The organism is Nonomuraea sp. CA-141351 (genome assembly GCF_050944675.1).
Taxonomy (GTDB): Bacteria; Actinomycetota; Actinomycetes; order Streptosporangiales; family Streptosporangiaceae; genus Nonomuraea.
This window is the reverse complement of record NZ_CP191982.1, coordinates 5,352,878-5,370,576: the sequence shown is the minus strand read 5'-3', so window position 1 is coordinate 5,370,576 and position 17,699 is coordinate 5,352,878. Positions and strand designations below refer to the sequence as shown.

At 70.5% G+C, this 17,699-nt stretch carries 19 protein-coding genes and 1 pseudogene; 10 read left to right on the top strand and 10 right to left on the bottom strand.

Annotated elements, in window-relative coordinates; translation table 11 throughout:
* The first annotated feature begins 5 nt into the window (after nt 1-5).
* Both ACQPWU_RS25320 and ACQPWU_RS25315 read left to right on the top strand, forming a co-directional pair.
* Nucleotides 6-905: an RNA polymerase sigma-70 factor gene (locus tag ACQPWU_RS25320; protein ID WP_433444197.1), complete on the top strand. Its 900-nt coding sequence runs from the start codon at nt 6-8 to the stop codon at nt 903-905.
* A 194-nt stretch (nt 906-1,099) separates the two neighbouring features.
* A complete protein-coding gene (locus tag ACQPWU_RS25315) occupies nt 1,100-1,837 on the top strand; it encodes a hypothetical protein (protein WP_433444196.1) in 738 nt (245 codons plus the stop codon).
* Between the two features lie 103 nt (nt 1,838-1,940).
* Here the strand turns inward: ACQPWU_RS25315 and ACQPWU_RS25310 are convergent, their stop codons facing one another.
* The gene (locus tag ACQPWU_RS25310; protein ID WP_433444195.1) at nt 1,941-2,705 is read right to left on the bottom strand and encodes an SDR family NAD(P)-dependent oxidoreductase; all 765 of its coding nucleotides are present in this window, start codon (nt 2,703-2,705) and stop codon (nt 1,941-1,943) included.
* 55 nt (nt 2,706-2,760) lie between these two features.
* On the opposite strand from ACQPWU_RS25310, the gene ACQPWU_RS25305 reads away from it, so the two are divergent.
* Together ACQPWU_RS25305 and ACQPWU_RS25300 are read left to right on the top strand one after the other, a co-directional pair.
* Nucleotides 2,761-3,132, top strand: a complete 372-nt coding sequence (locus ACQPWU_RS25305) for an ArsR/SmtB family transcription factor (RefSeq protein ID WP_433444194.1) — start codon at nt 2,761-2,763, stop codon at nt 3,130-3,132.
* A gap of 273 nt (nt 3,133-3,405) precedes the next feature.
* Complete coding sequence (locus ACQPWU_RS25300) at nt 3,406-4,095, top strand: DUF899 domain-containing protein (protein ID WP_433444193.1); 690 nt, start codon at nt 3,406-3,408, stop codon at nt 4,093-4,095.
* A 35-nt stretch (nt 4,096-4,130) separates the two neighbouring features.
* On the opposite strand, the pseudogene ACQPWU_RS25295 reads toward ACQPWU_RS25300, so the two are convergent.
* Nucleotides 4,131-4,259, bottom strand: a pseudogene (locus ACQPWU_RS25295) (IS5-like element ISMt1 family transposase); the annotation flags it as partial.
* Between the two features lie 166 nt (nt 4,260-4,425).
* Between ACQPWU_RS25295 and ACQPWU_RS25290 the strand changes: the two are divergent.
* Complete coding sequence (locus ACQPWU_RS25290) at nt 4,426-4,998, top strand: SigE family RNA polymerase sigma factor (RefSeq protein ID WP_433444192.1); 573 nt, start codon at nt 4,426-4,428, stop codon at nt 4,996-4,998.
* The gene (locus ACQPWU_RS25285; protein WP_433444191.1) at nt 4,995-6,200 is read left to right on the top strand and encodes a hypothetical protein; all 1,206 of its coding nucleotides are present in this window, start codon (nt 4,995-4,997) and stop codon (nt 6,198-6,200) included. Before ACQPWU_RS25290 ends, ACQPWU_RS25285 begins: the two co-directional genes overlap by 4 nt.
* 580 nt (nt 6,201-6,780) lie before the next feature.
* Here ACQPWU_RS25285 and ACQPWU_RS25280 read toward each other — a convergent pair.
* From ACQPWU_RS25280 to ACQPWU_RS25255, 6 genes are read right to left on the bottom strand one after another with little or no spacing between them, the layout of a single operon-like run.
* Nucleotides 6,781-7,836, bottom strand: a complete 1,056-nt coding sequence (locus tag ACQPWU_RS25280; protein WP_433444190.1) for a VWA domain-containing protein — start codon at nt 7,834-7,836, stop codon at nt 6,781-6,783.
* Nucleotides 7,837-8,787, bottom strand: coding sequence for a VWA domain-containing protein (locus ACQPWU_RS25275; protein WP_433444189.1), 951 nt, complete (start codon nt 8,785-8,787; stop codon nt 7,837-7,839). It abuts the gene before it with no gap.
* A gap of 31 nt (nt 8,788-8,818) precedes the next feature.
* Nucleotides 8,819-9,715: a DUF58 domain-containing protein gene (locus ACQPWU_RS25270; protein ID WP_433444188.1), complete on the bottom strand. Its 897-nt coding sequence runs from the start codon at nt 9,713-9,715 to the stop codon at nt 8,819-8,821.
* A gap of 6 nt (nt 9,716-9,721) precedes the next feature.
* Nucleotides 9,722-10,711, bottom strand: a complete 990-nt coding sequence (locus ACQPWU_RS25265; RefSeq protein WP_433444187.1) for an AAA family ATPase — start codon at nt 10,709-10,711, stop codon at nt 9,722-9,724.
* Nucleotides 10,712-10,747: 36 nt separating this feature from the next.
* Nucleotides 10,748-11,650 carry a S1C family serine protease gene (locus ACQPWU_RS25260; protein WP_433444186.1) on the bottom strand — a complete coding sequence of 301 codons (903 nt, stop codon included), beginning with the start codon at nt 11,648-11,650 and terminating at the stop codon, nt 10,748-10,750.
* On the bottom strand, nt 11,599-11,958 hold the full coding sequence (locus ACQPWU_RS25255) for an alpha/beta fold hydrolase (protein ID WP_433444185.1): 360 nt from the start codon (nt 11,956-11,958) through the stop codon (nt 11,599-11,601). The genes ACQPWU_RS25260 and ACQPWU_RS25255 overlap by 52 nt, the downstream gene beginning before the upstream one ends.
* A 137-nt stretch (nt 11,959-12,095) precedes the next feature.
* On the opposite strand from ACQPWU_RS25255, the gene ACQPWU_RS25250 reads away from it, so the two are divergent.
* On the top strand, nt 12,096-12,773 hold the full coding sequence (locus ACQPWU_RS25250; protein ID WP_433445286.1) for a MerR family transcriptional regulator: 678 nt from the start codon (nt 12,096-12,098) through the stop codon (nt 12,771-12,773).
* Here the strand turns inward: ACQPWU_RS25250 and ACQPWU_RS25245 are convergent.
* Nucleotides 12,718-13,503 (bottom strand): SDR family NAD(P)-dependent oxidoreductase, encoded by a 786-nt coding sequence (locus ACQPWU_RS25245; RefSeq protein ID WP_433444184.1) that lies wholly within the window; start codon nt 13,501-13,503, stop codon nt 12,718-12,720. The two genes, ACQPWU_RS25250 and ACQPWU_RS25245, sit on opposite strands and share 56 nt — an antisense overlap.
* A gap of 283 nt (nt 13,504-13,786) precedes the next feature.
* On the opposite strand from ACQPWU_RS25245, the gene ACQPWU_RS25240 reads away from it, so the two are divergent.
* On the top strand, nt 13,787-14,065 hold the full coding sequence (locus ACQPWU_RS25240) for a DEAD/DEAH box helicase family protein (RefSeq protein WP_433444183.1): 279 nt from the start codon (nt 13,787-13,789) through the stop codon (nt 14,063-14,065).
* Nucleotides 14,066-14,157: 92 nt separating this feature from the next.
* On the opposite strand, the gene ACQPWU_RS25235 is transcribed toward ACQPWU_RS25240, so the two are convergent.
* The gene (locus ACQPWU_RS25235; RefSeq protein WP_433444182.1) at nt 14,158-15,396 is read right to left on the bottom strand and encodes a benzoate/H(+) symporter BenE family transporter; all 1,239 of its coding nucleotides are present in this window, start codon (nt 15,394-15,396) and stop codon (nt 14,158-14,160) included.
* A 108-nt stretch (nt 15,397-15,504) separates the two neighbouring features.
* Between ACQPWU_RS25235 and ACQPWU_RS25230 the strand changes: the two genes are divergently transcribed.
* Nucleotides 15,505-16,047 (top strand): helix-turn-helix domain-containing protein, encoded by a 543-nt coding sequence (locus ACQPWU_RS25230; RefSeq protein WP_433444181.1) that lies wholly within the window; start codon nt 15,505-15,507, stop codon nt 16,045-16,047.
* A gap of 391 nt (nt 16,048-16,438) precedes the next feature.
* Nucleotides 16,439-17,626 (top strand): elongation factor Tu, encoded by a 1,188-nt coding sequence (gene tuf / locus ACQPWU_RS25225; protein WP_433444180.1) that lies wholly within the window; start codon nt 16,439-16,441, stop codon nt 17,624-17,626.
* Nucleotides 17,627-17,699: the final 73 nt, after the last annotated feature.

The window sequence follows — 17,699 nt, the reverse complement described above, 5'->3', positions numbered from 1 at the left end:
TCATCATGGGAGACAACGGACCGGTGGACCATGGGCCGGAGGATCTCGACCAGGCCGCGGCGGTCTTCGCGAGCGTGCGGCCGCGCCTGTTCGGAATCGCGTACCGCATGCTGGGCAGCTCCACCGAAGCCGAAGACCTCGTACAGGACGTCTGGGTGCGCTGGCAGACCTGCGACCGCAGCACCGTGGCCGACCCCGGCGCGTACCTGGCGACGGCGACCACCCGCCTCGCCATCAACGCCCTGCAGTCCGCGCGGGTCCGCCGCGAGACCTACATCGGCCCGTGGCTTCCCGAACCCGTTGACACCAGCGCCGACCCGCACCTCGGCGCCGAGCGAGGCGAAGCCCTCAGCTTCGCGGTCCTGCTCCTGCTGGAAAGGCTCTCACCCACTGAACGCGCGGCCTACGTGCTGCGAGAAGCCTTCGACTACCCCTATCGGCAGATCGCCGACATCATCCAGACCACCGAGGCCGCGGTGCGGCAACTCGTCAGCAGGGCCCGCAAACACCTCGTCTCCGAGCGCCGCGCACCGGTGACCGGAGCCGAACAGCGCAGGCTGCTGACCGCCTTCGTCGCCGCCGCCCGCGTCGGCGACCTCGCCGCGCTGGAGGAAATCCTCGCGGCAGACGTGATCAGCTACTCCGACGGCGGTGGCGCCGTACGCGCCTCCCGCTTCCCCGTGGTGGGCGCGTTCAGGGTGGCGAAGTACCTCAGAGCGTTCGCGGACCGGTTCTGGGCCGGGGTCGAGGTGGAATGGGCCAATGTGAACGGGCAGACAGCGGCTTTGCTGCGCCGCGACGGGGAGGTGTTCACCGTCCTCACCGTCAACGCCTCCGACCAGGGCATCGACCAAGTGCTGTGGATGATGAACCCCGCCAAGATCACCGCGGCCCGGCCCGCCTGAAGCGCGCTGGAGAAGTCACAACAGGACGGGCTCCCCGGTCTTAGCTGGCGAGACAGCAGAATGGAGGACAACGTGCGAACGATCCCGATGGCCGGTGCCCACGCAGGCCTTTCCACGGCCCGGAAACAAGACAAGCAGCCTCCCCGCTCCCCGTCACCCTCGCCTCGTCACGAGGCCGGCGAGGACGACCGGCCATGACCGGCACGGGTGCCGGGGCAGCCGCCGCCTCGCTGGCAGAGATGCTGGACGAACGGCAGCACCTGCTGGAGATCGCCTTGTGGATGTTCGGCTCGGAGATCACGGCTGACCGGATCGTCGAGGAGACCTACCGCCGCTGGTACGCCCTCAACGATGAAGAACGCGCCGGCATCGCGGTGCCACGCGCCTGGCTGACGCGGGTCGCCGGAGGCATCTGCCTGGAGCTGCTCGCCTCTGCCGCCACGGTCCGAGCCGCCATCGGCACACCGGAACCCGGCCGGGCCGCAGCGCCCGCTGCCCGCGTCCCGGTTCACCGGCCCGCCCCTGTCACCGGCTCGGTGCAGCGCCATTTCCGTCACGACCAGGCCATGCTCGACAGGCATGATCATGTCGCGCGCCGATTCGCGGCAGCGTGCGAGACGGGACAGGCGGCTGCCCTGAAAGCGATCCTGGCCGCCGACGCGATGGTCGTGAGCGATGGCGGCGGCAAGGTGCGCGCCGCGATTCACCCGACCCACGGCGCAGACGCGGTCGCCCACTTCGTCACGGCTCTCCTGACCGGCCAACCCGGCACCATATTGACCGTCGAGCCCGTGAACGGCCGTAACGGCCTGGTGTTGCGCCGGGCGGGCCAGGCCGTGGCGGTGGCCGTCCTGAGCATTGCCGGGAGTGAGGTCACCGCCGTATGGATCGTGCTGAACCCCGACAAATTGCGGCACTGGCACCGCCCATGACCCGCTCTCGCCCAAGCGTCCGCGCCATCCCCCTGCGCGAAGATGACCCGCCAGGGCATCCCCGCCACGATCAACTTCGCGCCATGACAGCCACACTCACGGCTCAGACGAGTTCCAGTCCGCCGTCGACGGTGAGGACCTGACCGGTGATCCAGGTAGCGCCTGGGTCGGCCAAGTGCACGATCCAGGCGGCCACCTCCTCGGGATCGCCGCGGCGGCCGAGCGGGATGCGGGCGATCTCGTCTTGTTTGATATTTTCCACCATGGTGTCCGGCAGGCCGGCGGCGGCCAGGGCCTGGCTCTCGGTGGGACCGGGGGCCAGCGCGTTGACCCGGATGCCTTCGGCGGCCAACTCGAGCGCCCAGCTGCGCGTGAGCTGCTCCAGGGCGGCCTTGGACGCGGCGTAGTGGGCCGCGCCGGGCAGCGGCCGGTGACCATAGGTGCTGGAGACGTTGACGATCGTCCCCCGTACTGCACGCAGGTGCGGCAGCGCGGCACGGGCAAGCAGGCTGGGCGCGGTGACGTTGAGGGCCAGCAGGTCATTGACGCGTTGGGCGTCGGTGTCGGCCAGTGGCATCACCGCGGTGGCTCCCGCGTTGTTGATCAGAACGTCCAGCCGCCCCCATCGGCCGGTCGCCGCCTCGATCACGGCCTGCGGCACGCCTGCAGCAGTGATGTCGGCAGCGAGGACGGCGATGCCGGGATGCCGGGCCGCCGTGTCCTGCAGGGCGTCGGCGCGGCGCCCGACCCCAAGCACATGTGCTCCGGCACGGGCGAAGGCGATCGCAGTGGCGCGGCCGATCCCGGACCCGGCTCCAGTCACGATCACGGCTTTTTCCCGCAGACGGCTCACGAACTGGTCTGACACGCGATCCCCCCATCGTTCGATGTTCGTGAAACATCGAACACGCTAGCATGGGGGGATGAAGCATGCACATCACCCTGAGCTGGGCGACATCACGCTGACCGCGGTGATGGCCGCGCTCAGTGATCCCATCCGGGTCGGGCTGGTGCGCGTGCTGGCCGACGGGCGCGAGCGCGGCTGGGGAGAGCTGCGAGCGCCGGTGGCCAAGTCGACGTTGAGCCATCACCTGCGGGTGCTGCGTGATGCCGGGCTGACGCGCACCCGTCAGGAGGGCACTCGCTGCTTCGTTCTCCTGCGTCAGGAGGAGCTGCAGACGCGCTTTCCCGGGCTGATGCAGGCGGTGCTGGACGCCGCCGAAGCCGACGACGTCGGCCGGCAGGTCGGCGTGAAAGACGGCCCCGACGCCATCAGATTCGCTGGCCGTGGATGACGGAGAGGTAACTGGAGCTCCACGTAGTCGCACCCGACCGGCCGGCGGAACCAGTACCGCCATAGCGGCCCGTGGCACCTGGGGCATTTCGTCTGCGCCGGCCTGGCAGCCGACATGCGCTCGGTGCACGCCGAACGCGATCCGGGGGCGGCTGTGTGCGCTCTCGTTCCGTAGCTTTCCCGAACGGATTGACCGGCCACCGATGAATTCGGCGACCGGGCCAGGTCTACCCCTGCACACGGCAAGCTGCCGCACATGATCAGTGAGGGACCCATGAGCACAAACGCACTACCGCCCGTCGTCGACGCCGACACCTGGCAACGTCAGCTCGAAGCACTGCGTGCCCGGGAGAAGGCCGCGACCCGGGAACTCGACGCCATCGCCGCCCAGCGCCGCCGCCTGCCCATGGTGAGGATGCCGGACTACACCCTCGAGGGCGAGGACGGACCGGTTCGGCTGGCGGACATCTTCGAAGGCAGGAGGCAGCTGATCGTCTACAACCACATGTGGTTCCCGGGCAAGGAGTGGCACTGCCCGGGCTGCACGGGGTTCACCTCCCAGTTCACCCGGCTGGAGTTCCTGGACAACTACGATGCCCGGTTCGTCATCGTCACCCAGGGCCCGATCGACGAGGCACTCGCCTACAAGCGGCGGGTCGGGAACAAGATGGCCTGGTATTCCACCGCGAACAGCCCGTTCGGCACCGACGTCGGCGCACCGCCCGGCGAAGGCTTCGCCGTCAACGTGTTCCTGCGTGACGGAGACACCGTCTATCGCACCTGGCACACCGACGGCCGGGGCACCGAGCAGCTCAGCCACACCTTCGCGCTGATCGACCTGCTGCCGTACGGACGGCAGGAAGAGTGGCAGGACTCGCCCGACGGCTGGCCGCAGTCGCCCACCTACAGCCGGTGGGCCACCGCCAAGGACATCGCCGCGCTCTACGGCCCGGATACCGCCTAGGTCGAGTTTCAAAGGCGTTGAGAGCCACTGGTTACGCCGCGCGGGCGCCCGAGCGCGTGATCGGCCCGCTCACTGCGCGCCCGTGCGGGCGGCTCCTTCTGCGGGTGACCTTGTCGGCGTGCTCCGGCCGCATGCTGGTGAGCCCGGACGATGGTGGAGTCCACGCTCACCGTTCAGCCGATCTTCCCCGCAGCGTCCGCACACGCCTGCAACGCCGCCAGGATCTGGGCCGGAATCGCGGTTTTTCTTGGAGTTGCGGATGTTCTTCAACAAAACGCACCCCATCCCCGTCTGTGAGATGACAGACCAGGGAGAGGGTGGAGACGACAAGTGGAAGACGACTCCCGTTTCACGGAGTTCGTCGCCGAGCGGGCCAACGCGCTCATGCGTTACGGCTACGCGCTCAGCGGCAACCCCCATGACGCGGCGGACCTGACGCAGGAGGCCCTGATCAGGCTGCACCGCGCATGGGCGCGGGTGCGCAGCAAGGAGGACCCGGAGCGCTACGCCAAGGTGATCATGGCCAGGCTGCACATCAGCCGGTGGCGGCTGAGGCGGCGCGAGCGCCTGTCGTGGGCCTTACCGGAGGTCCCGCTCCACGACACCCTGCCCTCCGACGGCGACCAGGATCTCTGGCACGCCTTGGCCGGGCTGCCGCGCAAGCAGCGCGCCGTTCTCGTGCTCCGCTTCTACGAGCAGCTGGCCGACGCCGAGATCGCCGACCTGCTCAAGATCTCTCAGGGGACCGTTCGCAGCCATGCCTCACTCGGACTGGCGAGGCTGCGTTCGGAGATGGCCGCGCGCCGCGCGTCGCCCACGAAGGCCCGTCCCACACCCGCCGGCCACGACCGCATGACGAGGCCGCAGGCCCGCACCACATCTGCTGAGAGGAACGTCCCGTGACGAAGGATCTGGAAGACGATCTCCACCGGGTCATCATGCGCGGGGCCGAGGGTGCGCCGCAGGTGCCGGCTGGATTCCCGGCGCAGATCGTCGGCCGGTCGCGCCGTCGCCGGGGGCGTAGCCATGCCGTGGCTGCGGCCCTCGCCGTCGTCGTGGTGGCGGGCGGCGTCGGATGGGCGGTGCGGGGGCAGGGCGACAACGCCCCGGTGGTGCTGGACCCGGTCGCCACGCCTTCGGCGTCCGCCGCGACGACCCGCGCCCCCGCTCCCAGACCTATCGACCAGGTGTGGCCGCAGGCCGTATGGAAGATCCCGGCGAAGCTGCCCGGCGTCAAGAAGTACCAGCCGCGCGTCTTCATCGACGACCACACCGTCCTCCTCGAAACCTGGGAGAGCTTCGAGAAGGCGGACGCGATCTACGCCTACGACCTCACCACTGGCGGGCATCGGAAGATCGCGGACATCCGCACCCCGAAGGGCGTATACGCCTCCAACTACGCGGCGGGCCAGGACCGCATCGTCTGGCAGACCATCGACGACACGCGGACCACGTTCTGGTCGGTGCCAATCGCGGGTGGGGAGCCTGCGCCCATCCCCACGGACGCCCCGGTCGAGGGTCGTGCCGACACCATGGTGGTCGTCGGCGACAGGCTGGCCTTCTCCGTCATGGAAGGCGGCGTCTTCACGCTCCCGCTGACAGGCGGCGCTGTGACCCCGGTCGCCCACGCCGAACGCCATCACATCCTGCGCTGGCCGTGGGTGGGGACCCCCGGCGAGTACACACCGGACAACGAGCCCAGTTTCGAGGAGATCCGCAACGTCGAAACCGGAGAGACGAGCAAGGCGCTGGTACGTCCCGGAGACCAGTACGTCCGCTGCGGTGTGACGACGTGCGTGGGCATTGCCGCGGACGACAAGCCCTTCTATCGCCTGCGCGATGGCTCACACGAACGGCAGGTCCAGCAGCCGGCCATGATGGGCCTCGCCTACGACCGCTTCATGACCGTGTGGACTCTGGACCAGCGCGTACGACGGCAGCTGCTGCTGGACCTGGCCACAGGCAAGTCCGGGGACCTGGGCCTGCGCCTGGCCCCCAACGGGAAGGGCAGCCGCAGCGTGGAGCCGGGCATCAGCGCGAACAATCTGGTCGCCTATCCCCTGGGCGACGACTACGTGATCATCGATCTCACCCGGATCACCTAGTCTAGTGCGGTGACCACGAACGTTCACCGGGTGGCGTGATCACGCTGCCCGGGCCGGGGGACATCCCAGCGCCGTTGTCGTTCACTGCGGATGCGAGAGCGTTCGCGTCGCTGGGCGGCCACCACGCCTTTGACCGTGGAGACAAATGCCGGCCAGCCGACCTGGTTCGCGGTGTCCGGAACCGTGGACGGAAGCGAGCTGGCGGCCATGAACACGGCCACGCTGCCGATCGCGCAGTAGGCGCACTGCGACGGTTACAGAAGATGCCCGCGCTGGTGAAATCATTCTTCGCCGATCCGCATCTGGTCTACATCGGCGACAGTCTCTGGTAGTCCGGAAACCCGCGAACCGATTGGATCTCGAAGGAGTTGCGCGGCTTGTACGTCTCGCGGTTGAAGACGGCGTCCGGCCGCCCGAGCTGCCGGGGACGTAGGCGATGGGCCTGCCGGTCGGCCGGGACGGGGATGACCGCGAGAATGCCGCGTGTGCGCAGGTGCTCCCGCCATGACCTTTGAACCCGTGCGGGTTTGACGGCCGGGAACCGGCGGGGACGGCTGAGGCGCTTCGGCTACACATACCGTCAGCGGGTCGGGGTCCGGGGGCGGTTCCACCAGAGGGAGAGGGACAGGGCCGCGGTGATGAGGATGGCGCCGCCGGCGGCGAAGGCGGCGGCTGTGTCGACCCGTTGGCGGATGACGGTGAAGCTGCCGGGGAGGGCGTCGAGGGCGCTCTGGAGCTGGTCGGCGTTCTCGGCGCGGTGGTAGGAGCCGCCGGTGGTCTGGGCTATCTGCTTGAGTGCGGGCTCGTCGATCATGCGGACGTTGCGGCCGCTGTCGAATCCGCCGCGGCCGCCGCCGCCCCAGCCGCCGAAGCCGCGGCCGTCGAACTGGGAGTTGTCGCAGACCATCGGGGCCGGGTTGGTGGTGCCGAAGCCGATGGTGAAGACGCGGACGCGGCGCAGGGCTGCTTGCTGGGCGGCGGTCTGCGGGTCGACGCCCTGGGTGTTGGCGCCGTCGGTGAGCACGACGATCGCGGCACCGGCGTAGCCTCCCCCGCCAATGCCGGTGGGGTTCGCGCCGGTGGGGGCGACCGACGCGTCGACCTCCGCGATCGCGTCGATCGAGGTGAGCATGGCCTGCCCGATCGCGGTGCCGCGGGACACGGTGAGGCCGTCCAGCGCGTCGATCAGCGACTTGGTGTCGTCGGTGGGAGGGACGAGCAGACCCGCTGTGCCCGCGAAGGTGACCAGGCCGATCCGCGGCCCGCCCCGCTGGGACTCGATGAAGTCAGCGGCGGCCTTCTTCGCGGCGGTGATGCGGTTGGGGTCGACGTCCGTGGAGCACATGGAGCCGGAGGTGTCGAGCGCGAGCAGGATCGTCGCCGAGGTCTGCGGCACCGGCACCGACGCCTGCGGTCGCGCGGCCCCGACCGCGAGCAGCGCGAGCCCGGCCACGAACAGTGCCGCGGGGATCTTCCGCGTCCAGCGCGTACGGCCGGGCAGGGCGCTGCGTACGAGCGCGATCGAGGTGACGCGCACGGCGGAGCGCCGGCGGCGGCGCCGCGCCCACTCGCGGATGACGAAGATCAGCGGGATGATCAGCACGGACAGCAGCGCCCACGGCCATGAGAACGACATTCAGATCACCCGTCCGGACCGGAGCACGGACACCGCCGCTCCGGCGGTGAGCAGCGCGAGGGCGAGCCCGATCAGGGCGCCGGCGAGGGGCAGCGGCTCGTCGGAGACGGTGAGCCGCAGATCGATCGTGTCGGCGATCCCGTCGAGCCGCGCAGTGTCGGAGGCGGGGTGGTAGGCGCCGCCGGTGGTCTGCGCGATCAAGGTGAGGGTGTCCTGTTCGAGCGAGGTCTGCAGGTGGTAGCCGTCGACCTGCACCGTCGCCCCGGCCGTGGTGCCGACCCCGACGGTGTGGATGTGGACGCCCGCCCGCTGGGCCACGGCTGCGGCCCGTTCGACGTCCGCGCCCTGGTTCTGGCCGTCGGAGAACATCACGATCGTCGCCGACGGCCAGTAGCCGATGTCGGGCGCGGCGCCGTCGCGGCCGACGGCCACCGGCTTGCCGGTGATCGCCGTCAGCGAGGCCGTGATGGCCGCCCCGAGCGAGGTGCCGCCGGTGATCTTCAGCCGGTCGATGGCCTTGAGCGCGATGGAGTGGTCGGCGTCGGGCCGTGCTGTCGTGAGCGCGCCCCGCTCGAACGCGACGACTCCGATGTCGACACTGTCGGGCTGCGCCGCCACGAACGCGCGGGCCGCCCGCTGCGCGGCCGCCAGCCGGGTGGGCGCGACGTCGTCGGCACCCATGCTGTTGGAGACGTCGATGGCGAGGATGACGGTGCCCGCGGTCCGCGGGACCGGCACCATGGCCGCCGGTCCGGAGGTGGCGATCGCGAGCACGGCGACGCCGGCGATCGTCAGGCCGATGCCGAGGTACGCCCGGTGGCCGCCCGGCACGGCGACGCCGGCGGCGGCGAGCGCGGCCGTCCGGCGGCGCGCCGAGACGACGGCCGCCCAGGCGAGCGCCGCCGTGACGAGCAGTCCGACGGCCAGCAGCAGCGGGGAGGACAGGGTCATGAGCCTCCTCCGCGTCCGTTGACGACTCCGGTCATGGCGACCGGTCCCGGGTTCGGGCGACGACCTCGACGAGCGCCTCGGCCAGATCGCGGTCGGTGTCGATGCGGTGGACGGGCACCCCGGCCCGGCGCATGCCCGCCGCGAGCCGGGCGTCGCGGGCGTCGACGGCCTCCCGGAAGCGGACCCGCAGCAGCGGGTCGACGGAGTCGACGACGAGCTGCTCGCCGGTCTCGGCGTCCTCGACCGCGATCAGCCCGGCTTCGGGCAGCACGTCGTCGGCGGTGTCCACGATCCGCAGGGCGACGACCTCGTGCCGCCGGGCCAGGCGCTGGAGCGAGCGTTCCCAGTCGCCGTCGCCGATGAAGTCCGACAGCACGACGATGAGTGCGCGGCGGCGCGCGAGCCGTCCGGCCGCATCGAGCATCTCCGCCAGGTCGGTGGTGGCTCCCCCGCGCGCCCCAGCGGTGCGTTCGGAGGTGCGTTCGAGCTCGGCGCCGATGCGCAGCGCGTGCCGCCGGGAGGTGCCGGGCGGCACGACGCGCAGCATCCCGGTGTCGAACAGCAGGGCGCCGACGCGGTTGCCGCCCCGGCCGAACAGCCGGGCCAGGACGAGCGCGAGCTCGGCGAGTACGTCGTGCTTGCCGCGCCCCGGCCGGCCTGCCGCCATCGACGCCGACCGGTCGAGCACGAGCCACACCGTCAGCTCGCGGTCCTCGGTGAACACACGCAGGTGCGGCTCGTCCAGCCGCGCAGTCACGTTCCAGTCGATGTGCCGGGCGTCGTCGCCGTCGCCGTAGGCGCGCAACCCGGTGAAGTCGATCCCGGAGCCGCGGTGCGCGGTGCGGTGGGCGCCCTGGAGCCGGCCATCCAGCCTGCGGACGACCTTCCACTCCAGGCGGAGCAGGAGCCTTTCTGGGGCGGTGGCCATGGCAGCTCAGCGGTTCTGCAGGACGACGTCGGGCGCCCGGACCGCCCCGAGCACCCTGGTGATGATCGTGTCGGCGTCGACGTCGTCCGCGAGGGCCTCATACGACAGCACGAGCCGGTGGCGCAGCACGTCGAGCGCGAGCTCGGACAGGTCGTGCGGCAGGGCATAGTCGCGGCCGCGCAGGAACGCCAGCGCCCGGGCGCCCGTGACGAGCGCGATGGACGCCCGCGGGCTCGCCCCGTAGGTGACGTACCGTTCCAGCTCGCCGAGCCCGGCCGTCGCGGGGGAACGCGTCACGGAGACCAGCCGTACCGCGTAGTCGACGATCGCCGGATCGACGTACACCTGCTGAGCGCGGGCCCGCATCGCGATCAGGTCCTCGGACGTCACCATCGGCTGTGGCGGCTCGGGCGGACGCAGCGCCCGTTCGACGATCGCCTGCTCTTCAGCCTGCGTCGGATAGTCGACGACCACCTTCATCATGAAACGGTCGACCTGCGCCTCGGGCAGCGGGTAGGTGCCCTCCGACTCGATCGGGTTCTCCGTCGCCATGACCAGGAACGGCTCAGGCACCCGGAACGTCTCACGGCCGATCGTCACCTGATGCTCCTGCATCACCTCCAGCAGCGCGCTCTGCACCTTGGCGGGGGCGCGGTTGATCTCGTCGGCCAGCAGCAGGTTCGCGAACACCGGGCCGAGCTCGGTCTTGAACTCCCCGGAGTGCTGGTGGTAGACCCGCGTGCCCACCAGGTCGGCGGGCACCAGGTCGGGAGTGAACTGCACCCGCTGGAAACTCCCGGCGATCGCGGCGGCCAGCGACCTCACCGCCAGCGTCTTGGCCAGGCCCGGCACGCCCTCCACCAGCAGGTGACCGTCGGCGATCAGGGCGACGGCCATGCGCTCCAGCAGCACGTCCTGCCCGACGATCGTGCGTTTGACCTCGAACAGCACCTGTTCGAGCGGACCAGCCGAATCGGGGGACTTGGTCGGGGCCATATGATGTTCCTTCTCGTGACGCTTCGGTCAGCTCGGTCATATCTGCGGCCCATCGCCCGGCGGGCCGTCACCTTCGCTACCACCCAGGGCCGCGCCGATCGGCACCGCGAACGCGATGCCGGCGAATGCCTCGTCGCCGCCCGGGTCGGCGATCGAGATGACGATCCCGATGACCAGGCCACGAGCGTCCAGGAGGGGACCGCCGGAGCTGCCCGGGTTGACGGAGGCGTCGAACTGGATGAGCCCGCCCAGGTCGCGATCGCCGTCTTCGGTGGTCCGGTTCAGGCCCGACACGACGCCGGTGGAGACGCTGTAGGTCAGGCCCAGTGGATTGCCGATCGCCACGACGGGCGCGCCCACGGCCACGGCGCCACCCAGCGTCGCCGGGACGACGATCTCCGGCAGCTTCGCGGGCTTGAGGGTCGCGACGTCGCGCTTGGGATTCGACGACGCGACAACGGCCTTCGACTTGGTGCCGTCAGCGAACGTCACGGTGACGTCCGTGGCGCCTTTGCCCTTGGCACCTTTGACGACGTGGTGCGCCGTCAGGATCGTCCCGTCCTCGGCCGCGATCACCCCAGTGCCGAGCGACTCCCCGGCCCGGATGACCACCACCGACGGCCCGACCCTCTTGAAGACGTCGGGCACCGTGAGCGCCGTACTGGGCGTCGGCGTCACGCTCGGTCTGGGCGCGGCCTCTTCGCCGTTCCCGCCGCTGCTTCCCAGCCAGTACGCCAACACCGCCACGACGACAAGCGCGCCGCCCACCACGACAAACCGCCGAGCCCTCCCGGCCACAGCTCCCTGAGCCTCGGCCGCACCAGCCTCCTGCGGCACGCGCTCCATGTCCCCATGTTCATAAAACTCGGCCCAAAGTGCCACAAAGCTCACCTGAGAACTCCATGAGAACCGGTCCCCGCAGGCCAACGCCCGCAGCACGAAGGCGAGAATGGCGGCGCCAACTGCTCCGTCTGAGCCGGTGAAGCGAACCCGCGCAGGTCCGGGGCGATGACCCGGTACTGCGCGGACAACGGGCCGATGATCTCGCTCCAGAGCTGCCAGGTGTGCGGAAAGCCGTGTAGCAGCACGACCGCGGGACCGGTGCCGGCCGTGGCCACGTTGGCGTGGATGCCATTGGTCGCGATCCGGCGCAGCTCAACCTGCGGAGCGCGGGTTGGCGAGGTGCGGGACACGAGGCGGTCGACGGCGTCGAGGCGGGCGCCATGGAGGTGCTCGGCGACGAACAAACGCGGCAGTGGAAGGCGCGCCTCGGCGAGGACCCTGCGCTCCTGTACCCACAGCTCGCCAACGTCCGATGAAGGTCCAGGGCTGACCCACACGACGCGCCCCTGGTACCCGGCTTCGTCTCCGTGGCAGGGGGCCGCTGCGGTCCTCCGCGAGGCGGGCGTGGAGATCACGTGACGAGCGGTTCGCGCGAACGTCGCCGTGTGATCTGAAACTTGACGTTGACGTCAGAGGCAGGAGACAGGGCCTGCTCCGGGCGGAGCGGACACCTGCCGGTCAGCGGGTCTACCAGGAGTCCGACGTCGATCGGGTCCGCTTCTACCAGCAGCTTTACGCTGCAGGGCTGACCAGTTGCAACATCGCACAGCTGCTGCCGTGCATTCAGTCGGGCCATACGGATGCCGACCAGCGAGCAATGCGGAGCAGAGCGCGTGGGCCGCCGCGCGCCTGCTGCCGGGCCGGGAGCAGGAGGCCGACGACGAGCTCCGGGCCATCGGCTGCCGCCCCTGACGGCAGCCCGCTGAGACATCAGAGGCTCGATGCGAGCAGCGAGAAAGTGCGGCCGCTGGCCGTGACGGCTCGTCACCCCGGACGCCGCCCGAAGCGAACCGTCATCCCTTGGGGACGAAGCGCATCCGCGATCCATAGGCAGCCGGCCACTCAACGGCGTCGGCGTCCTCGGCATCGATCCGCCGCACGTGCCCCGTCCCAGGCGTCGGTCGTGCCGGCGACAGCCGGCCACCCCACCGACAATCTCGGCGTCAGCCGTCCTGGAGCTCGGCCAGCAGGTCCTGGGAGTACGCGATGCGGCCGGTGAGCTCCGCGGCCGGGCGGTGGCACAGAGCCAGGGCGGCGTCGGCCATGATCGTGGGAGACTCGGCGTTGGGGTCGTCGTCGGTGGTGAGGCGGTGGAAAAGGGTGCCGGGGGTGGGAACGACCCTGTTGGGCGACAGCGCGTTCACGGCGATGTTGTCGGCATAGAGCTCGGCTGCGAGGCCCGTGGTGAAGCGTTCGAGGGCGGCCTTGCACATTCCGTACACCGTGCCGCCGCGGCCGGCGTGGGGGCCGGGCGGGAACCTCGGGTGGCGGGCGGCGATGGAGGAGATGTTGAGGATCCAGCCCTCACGGCGTTCCCGCATCCCGGGTATGACCAGTTGGGCGAGGTGGAAGGACGCGTTGACCTGCACCTCGAACATCAACTCGTAGCGGCGGTCGGTGAACTCCGACACCGGCGTGAAGTAGGTGACCGCGGCGTTGTTGACCAGGATGTCGACCGCGCCGTACCCCTGTTCGGCCGCCTGGATGAGTGCCTGTCTGTCCTGCTCGCGCGACAGGTCGGTGGCATGGGCGAAGGCGGTGCCACCGGCCGCCTCGATCCGCGCGACGGTGTCGCCGATCGTCCCTTCGAGCCGGCTCTGCGACGCCTCGACGGTACGGGCGGCGGCAACCACCTTCGCACCCTCGGCCGCCAGCCGTACGGCTATCGCGGCGCCGATGCCCCTGCTCGCTCCGGTGACGACCGCTACCTTGCCTTCCAGTACGCCCATGGCTGTCCTTCCTGGGGCCCTTGCCGGCTCGGGATTCCTCTGAGGCGATACTAGAACGATATTTTAGAATCTGGCCACATCCCAAGACGCAGTGGCGATGTGGACCTCCATGGCCTGACTCCGGCAGCGCGTACGGGCCGATCAGCCGCACCTGATCGACACGTTCACCGCCACGTTCGACGACTACTGGGGCGATCCTTCGTTCGAGCCCTGCGATCCGGCGCGGGATGCCGAGCGGCTCAACCGTGCCCTGTCCGCCGAGCGGACCGGCGGCCGGGCGGTCGTGCTCGATTTCGCGCACGCCGACGTCCGTCCCTACCCGTACCAGCAGGAGATCCTCGACGGGCTCGCCGCCGAGCCGGAGATCCACGATCGGTCGCGGAACCTGGTCGTCATGGCCACCGGCACCGGCAAGACCGTGGTCGCCGCGCTGGCAACGGCATCGCGCAGATCTGGTCCGGTGACGACCTACTCAAGGGTGCTCGGAAGGAGTTCGGCGCGCGGGGCCCTCTTGAGAAGTCGCCTTCGATCCCGGGTAAGCGTGAGGCCCCGCCAGAAGTGAACTCCTCCCCCAAGGATCAGACCTGACGGCCAAGCCTGCTGAACGTCGCCCGTGATTCCACACTCGGTGTAACTCCCCGGACGCCGAGACGTTTACGATGGCTGATCGGCCGACATGCCGGCCACCCGGCCCTCGGGACGTTCCGCCCCGGCTTCCGCGGTGGATGACGCTTGCTGTTGCGACGGTGGTCGCCTGTGCAGCAGGAGTGCGGTCAGGCCGCCCGCGACCAGGCCCCAGAACGCCGCGCCGACGCTCAGGATCGTCATCCCCGACGCGGTGACCACGAAAGTGACCACTGCGGCCTCCCGTCCCTCCGGCTCGGTCACCGCGCCGGCCAGCGACGAGCCGAGCGCCGACAGCAACGCGAGTCCGGCCACCGCGATGACCAGCACGGGTGGGGACAGCAGCACCAGAGCCATGGCCAGGCCGGCGCCGAGGCCGAGTGTCAGCTGCCCGACGCCGAGGGCCACCGTCGCGATCCACCGGCGGCCGGGGTCAGGGTGGGTGTCCGGGCCGGCGGTCAGCGCTGCGGTGATCGCGGCGAGGTTGACGGCGTGACCGCCGAACGGCGCCGCCGCCGCGCTCGCCAGGCCGGTCGCGACGAGGACCGGGCGCAGGGGCGGCATGTACCCGTATGTCGCCATGACCGCCATACCGGGGACGTTCTGCGCGGCCATGGTGACGAGAAACAGCGGGATGGCGATGCTCACCACTACGGACGGGTTCAGCGTCGGGCTGGTCAACTCGACCGCGGGCCGCAGCGCCGCGCCGGACAGGCCGTTGCCGGTCCCGTTCACCGCGATGGCGATGACCGCCACGACGAGCGCGCCCGGAACGGCCCACTGCCGCAGGTACCGCTGCAACACCGCCCAGGTCAGGACGACGGGCACGGCCAGCAGCGGGATGTCGACGACGGCGCGGACCGGTGCGGTGCACAGACTGAGGATGACGCCCGCCAGCATGGCACCGGCGATCGGACGCGGGATGGCGGCGATCGACCGGGTCAGCCAGGGCGACAGGCCGGCGAGGACGATGAGCCCGGCGCAGACGATGAACGCGCCGACCGCGGCCGGGAAGCCGCCGGGCACGGGACCGGTCGCCACCAGCAACGCCGCGCCGGGGGTGGACCAGGCGATGCTGATCGGCATGCGGTACCGCAGACCAAGGAAGACCGCCACCGCCCCGACGCCACAGCAGAGGGCGAGCAGCCCGGACGCGGCCTGCCCCGGTGTCGCCCCGACAGCACGCAGCCCGGCGAGCACGACGGTGAACGAACTGGCGTAGCCGACCACCGCGCTGACCAGCCCCGCCATGACGGCCTGCACCCGCACGCCCACTCCTCGGTGTCGACAGACTCTCAATTGTTCCGTTTACGGAACGAACCATAACCACGTGGCCACCGCGAGACAAGCCCGGCGGCGGAATGCAAGGATTGCCGGGTGGACGGCCGTGGTACGGATATCGGGAGCCGGCTGCGGCGATTGCGGGAGGCCCGCGGCATCTCCCTGTCGGCGCTGGCCCGCAGCGCCGGCATCGGCAAGGCCACCCTGTCCGGCCTGGAACTGGGCACCCGGAACCCGACGCTGGAGACGCTCTACGCGGTGGCAGGAGCCTTGGGCGTACCGTTGACGGCCCTGGTTCTGGAGCCCGGCGCACCGCCCACAGAGGCCGTCCGCGTGCCCGGCGCCGCCGTAACGGCCACACTGCTCGAGGTCTTCGAGGAGCCGACCGCAACGTTCGAGTTGCTGCGCATGCGCGTCCGTCCCGGCGTCGTGCAACACTCGCCGCCGCACGCCCCCGGCGTGACCGAACACGTCACGGTCTACGCGGGCGTGCTGCGCGCCGGCCCGGCCGACGCCCCCATGCTGGCTGCGCCAGGCGAGCACATCTCCTGGCAGGCCGACGTCCCACACATCTACAGCACTGTCGGCCCAGACGAAGCACTTGCCACCCTACTGATCCGCTCCCCCCGACAGGCCTGAGCACCGAATCCACGCCGCACGGCCGCGCCGCCGGGCGGGTGTGCGGAAGACCTGGCGGGCCGTGCCAGTCGATGTGGTCCGGCTCAACCGCGTCCGCCATCGCCGCCTGGACACCCCGTTCGGGGAGGGCCTGCGCATTACGGCTACCTCTGCGACTGCGTGCCGGCGCGCCTGCGGAATATTCCGTTGCGGTTGCGTGCTGGTGGTCGCACCATGTTCCTCATGTTCCTGCACGCTCACCTTGCGACGCCCGCGGTGCCGGGTGTGCTTGAGCGTGTCTGCGACGGCCTGGAGCGTTGACCTCTTCCCGTATGTCCCTGAGGTGACCCGGCGGGGGGAGGTTGTCGGCCCGGACGGGTCACGAAATTTCCAGGTATGTCGGGAAGGAATCATGGCCAAGCAGGCCTACGTACGGAACAAGCCTCACCTCAACATCGGCACGATGGGGCACGTCGACCACGGGAAGACCACGTTGACCGCTGCCATCACGAAGGTGCTGGCTGAGCGGGGGCAGGCCACGTACACGCCGTTCGAGAGGATCGACCGCACGCCCGAGGAGGCGCAGCGGGGGATCACGATCAACATCTCGCACGTCGAGTACGAGACCGCCACCAGGCACTACGCCCATGTGGACATGCCCGGCCACGCCGACTACGTGAAGAACATGATCACGGGGGCGGCGCAGCTCGACGGCGCGATCCTGGTCGTGTCCGCGCACGACGGGATCATGCCGCAGACCCGGGAGCACGTGCTGCTCGCCAAGCGGGTCGGGGTCGAGCACCTGGTCGTGGCCGTCAACAAGGCCGACGGCGCGGACCCGGAGCTGATCGACCTGGTCGAGCTCGAGCTGCAGGATCTGCTGGCCGAGCACGGCTACACCGGCGTCCCGATGGTGCGGGTGTCCGGTCTGCGGGCGCTGGAGGGCGACCCGGTCTGGACGGCGTCGATCGAGGCGCTGCTCCAGGCTGTGGACGACCACATCCCCGTGCCCGTGCGGTACGTGGACGCGCCGTTCCTCATGCCGGTCGAGAACGTGCTCACGGTCACCGGCCGGGGCACGGTCGTCACCGGGGCCATCGAGCGCGGCACGGTCCGGGTCGGTGACACGGTGGAGGCGATCGGGTTCGGGGACGGGCTCAGCGCCGTCGTGACGGGCGTGGAGACGTTCGGCAAGACGATGGAGCGGGGCGAGGCCGGTGACAACGCGGCCGTGCTGCTGCGCGGGGTCCGGCGCGAGCAGGTACGGCGCGGCATGGTGCTGGCGGCGCCCGGCAGCCAGCGGGCCCAGCGGTCCTTCACCGCCCGCGTCTACCTGCTGACCGCGGAGGAGGGCGGGCGGCGCAAGCCGATCGCGTCCGGGTACCGGCCGCAGTTCTACCTGCGGACGACGGATGTGCCCGGTGAGATGACGCTGCTGCCGGCTGAGCCCGGTGGTTCGGTGGCCGCTCAGCCGGGCGACACCGTGGACGTGGTGGTCGAGCTGGGCAAGGCGGTGGCGCTGGAGCCCGGGCTCGGCTTCGCGATCCGGGAAGGCGGGCTGACCGTCGGTGCGGGCACCGTTCTCACGGTGGCCGACTGACCCGACCGGCTCCCGCCGGTCAGCGCCGCGTCCCGTTGCGGCCGGGTGCCGCCCACAGTCGTGGGCGGCACCC

Bases quoted from the DNA above. Each gene is read 5' to 3' on its own strand.
- ACQPWU_RS25320 (WP_433444197.1), top strand. From the start codon at position 6: ATGGGAGACAACGGACCGGTGGACCATGGGCCGGAGGATCTCGACCAG.
- ACQPWU_RS25315 (WP_433444196.1), top strand. From the start codon at position 1,100: ATGACCGGCACGGGTGCCGGGGCAGCCGCCGCCTCGCTGGCAGAGATG.
- ACQPWU_RS25305 (WP_433444194.1), top strand. From the start codon at position 2,761: ATGAAGCATGCACATCACCCTGAGCTGGGCGACATCACGCTGACCGCG.
- ACQPWU_RS25300 (WP_433444193.1), top strand. From the start codon at position 3,406: ATGAGCACAAACGCACTACCGCCCGTCGTCGACGCCGACACCTGGCAA.
- ACQPWU_RS25280 (WP_433444190.1), bottom strand. From the start codon at position 7,836: ATGTCGTTCTCATGGCCGTGGGCGCTGCTGTCCGTGCTGATCATCCCG.
- ACQPWU_RS25275 (WP_433444189.1), bottom strand. From the start codon at position 8,787: ATGACCCTGTCCTCCCCGCTGCTGCTGGCCGTCGGACTGCTCGTCACG.
- ACQPWU_RS25270 (WP_433444188.1), bottom strand. From the start codon at position 9,715: ATGGCCACCGCCCCAGAAAGGCTCCTGCTCCGCCTGGAGTGGAAGGTC.
- ACQPWU_RS25265 (WP_433444187.1), bottom strand. From the start codon at position 10,711: ATGGCCCCGACCAAGTCCCCCGATTCGGCTGGTCCGCTCGAACAGGTG.
- ACQPWU_RS25245 (WP_433444184.1), bottom strand. From the start codon at position 13,503: ATGGGCGTACTGGAAGGCAAGGTAGCGGTCGTCACCGGAGCGAGCAGG.
- tuf (WP_433444180.1), top strand. From the start codon at position 16,439: ATGGCCAAGCAGGCCTACGTACGGAACAAGCCTCACCTCAACATCGGC.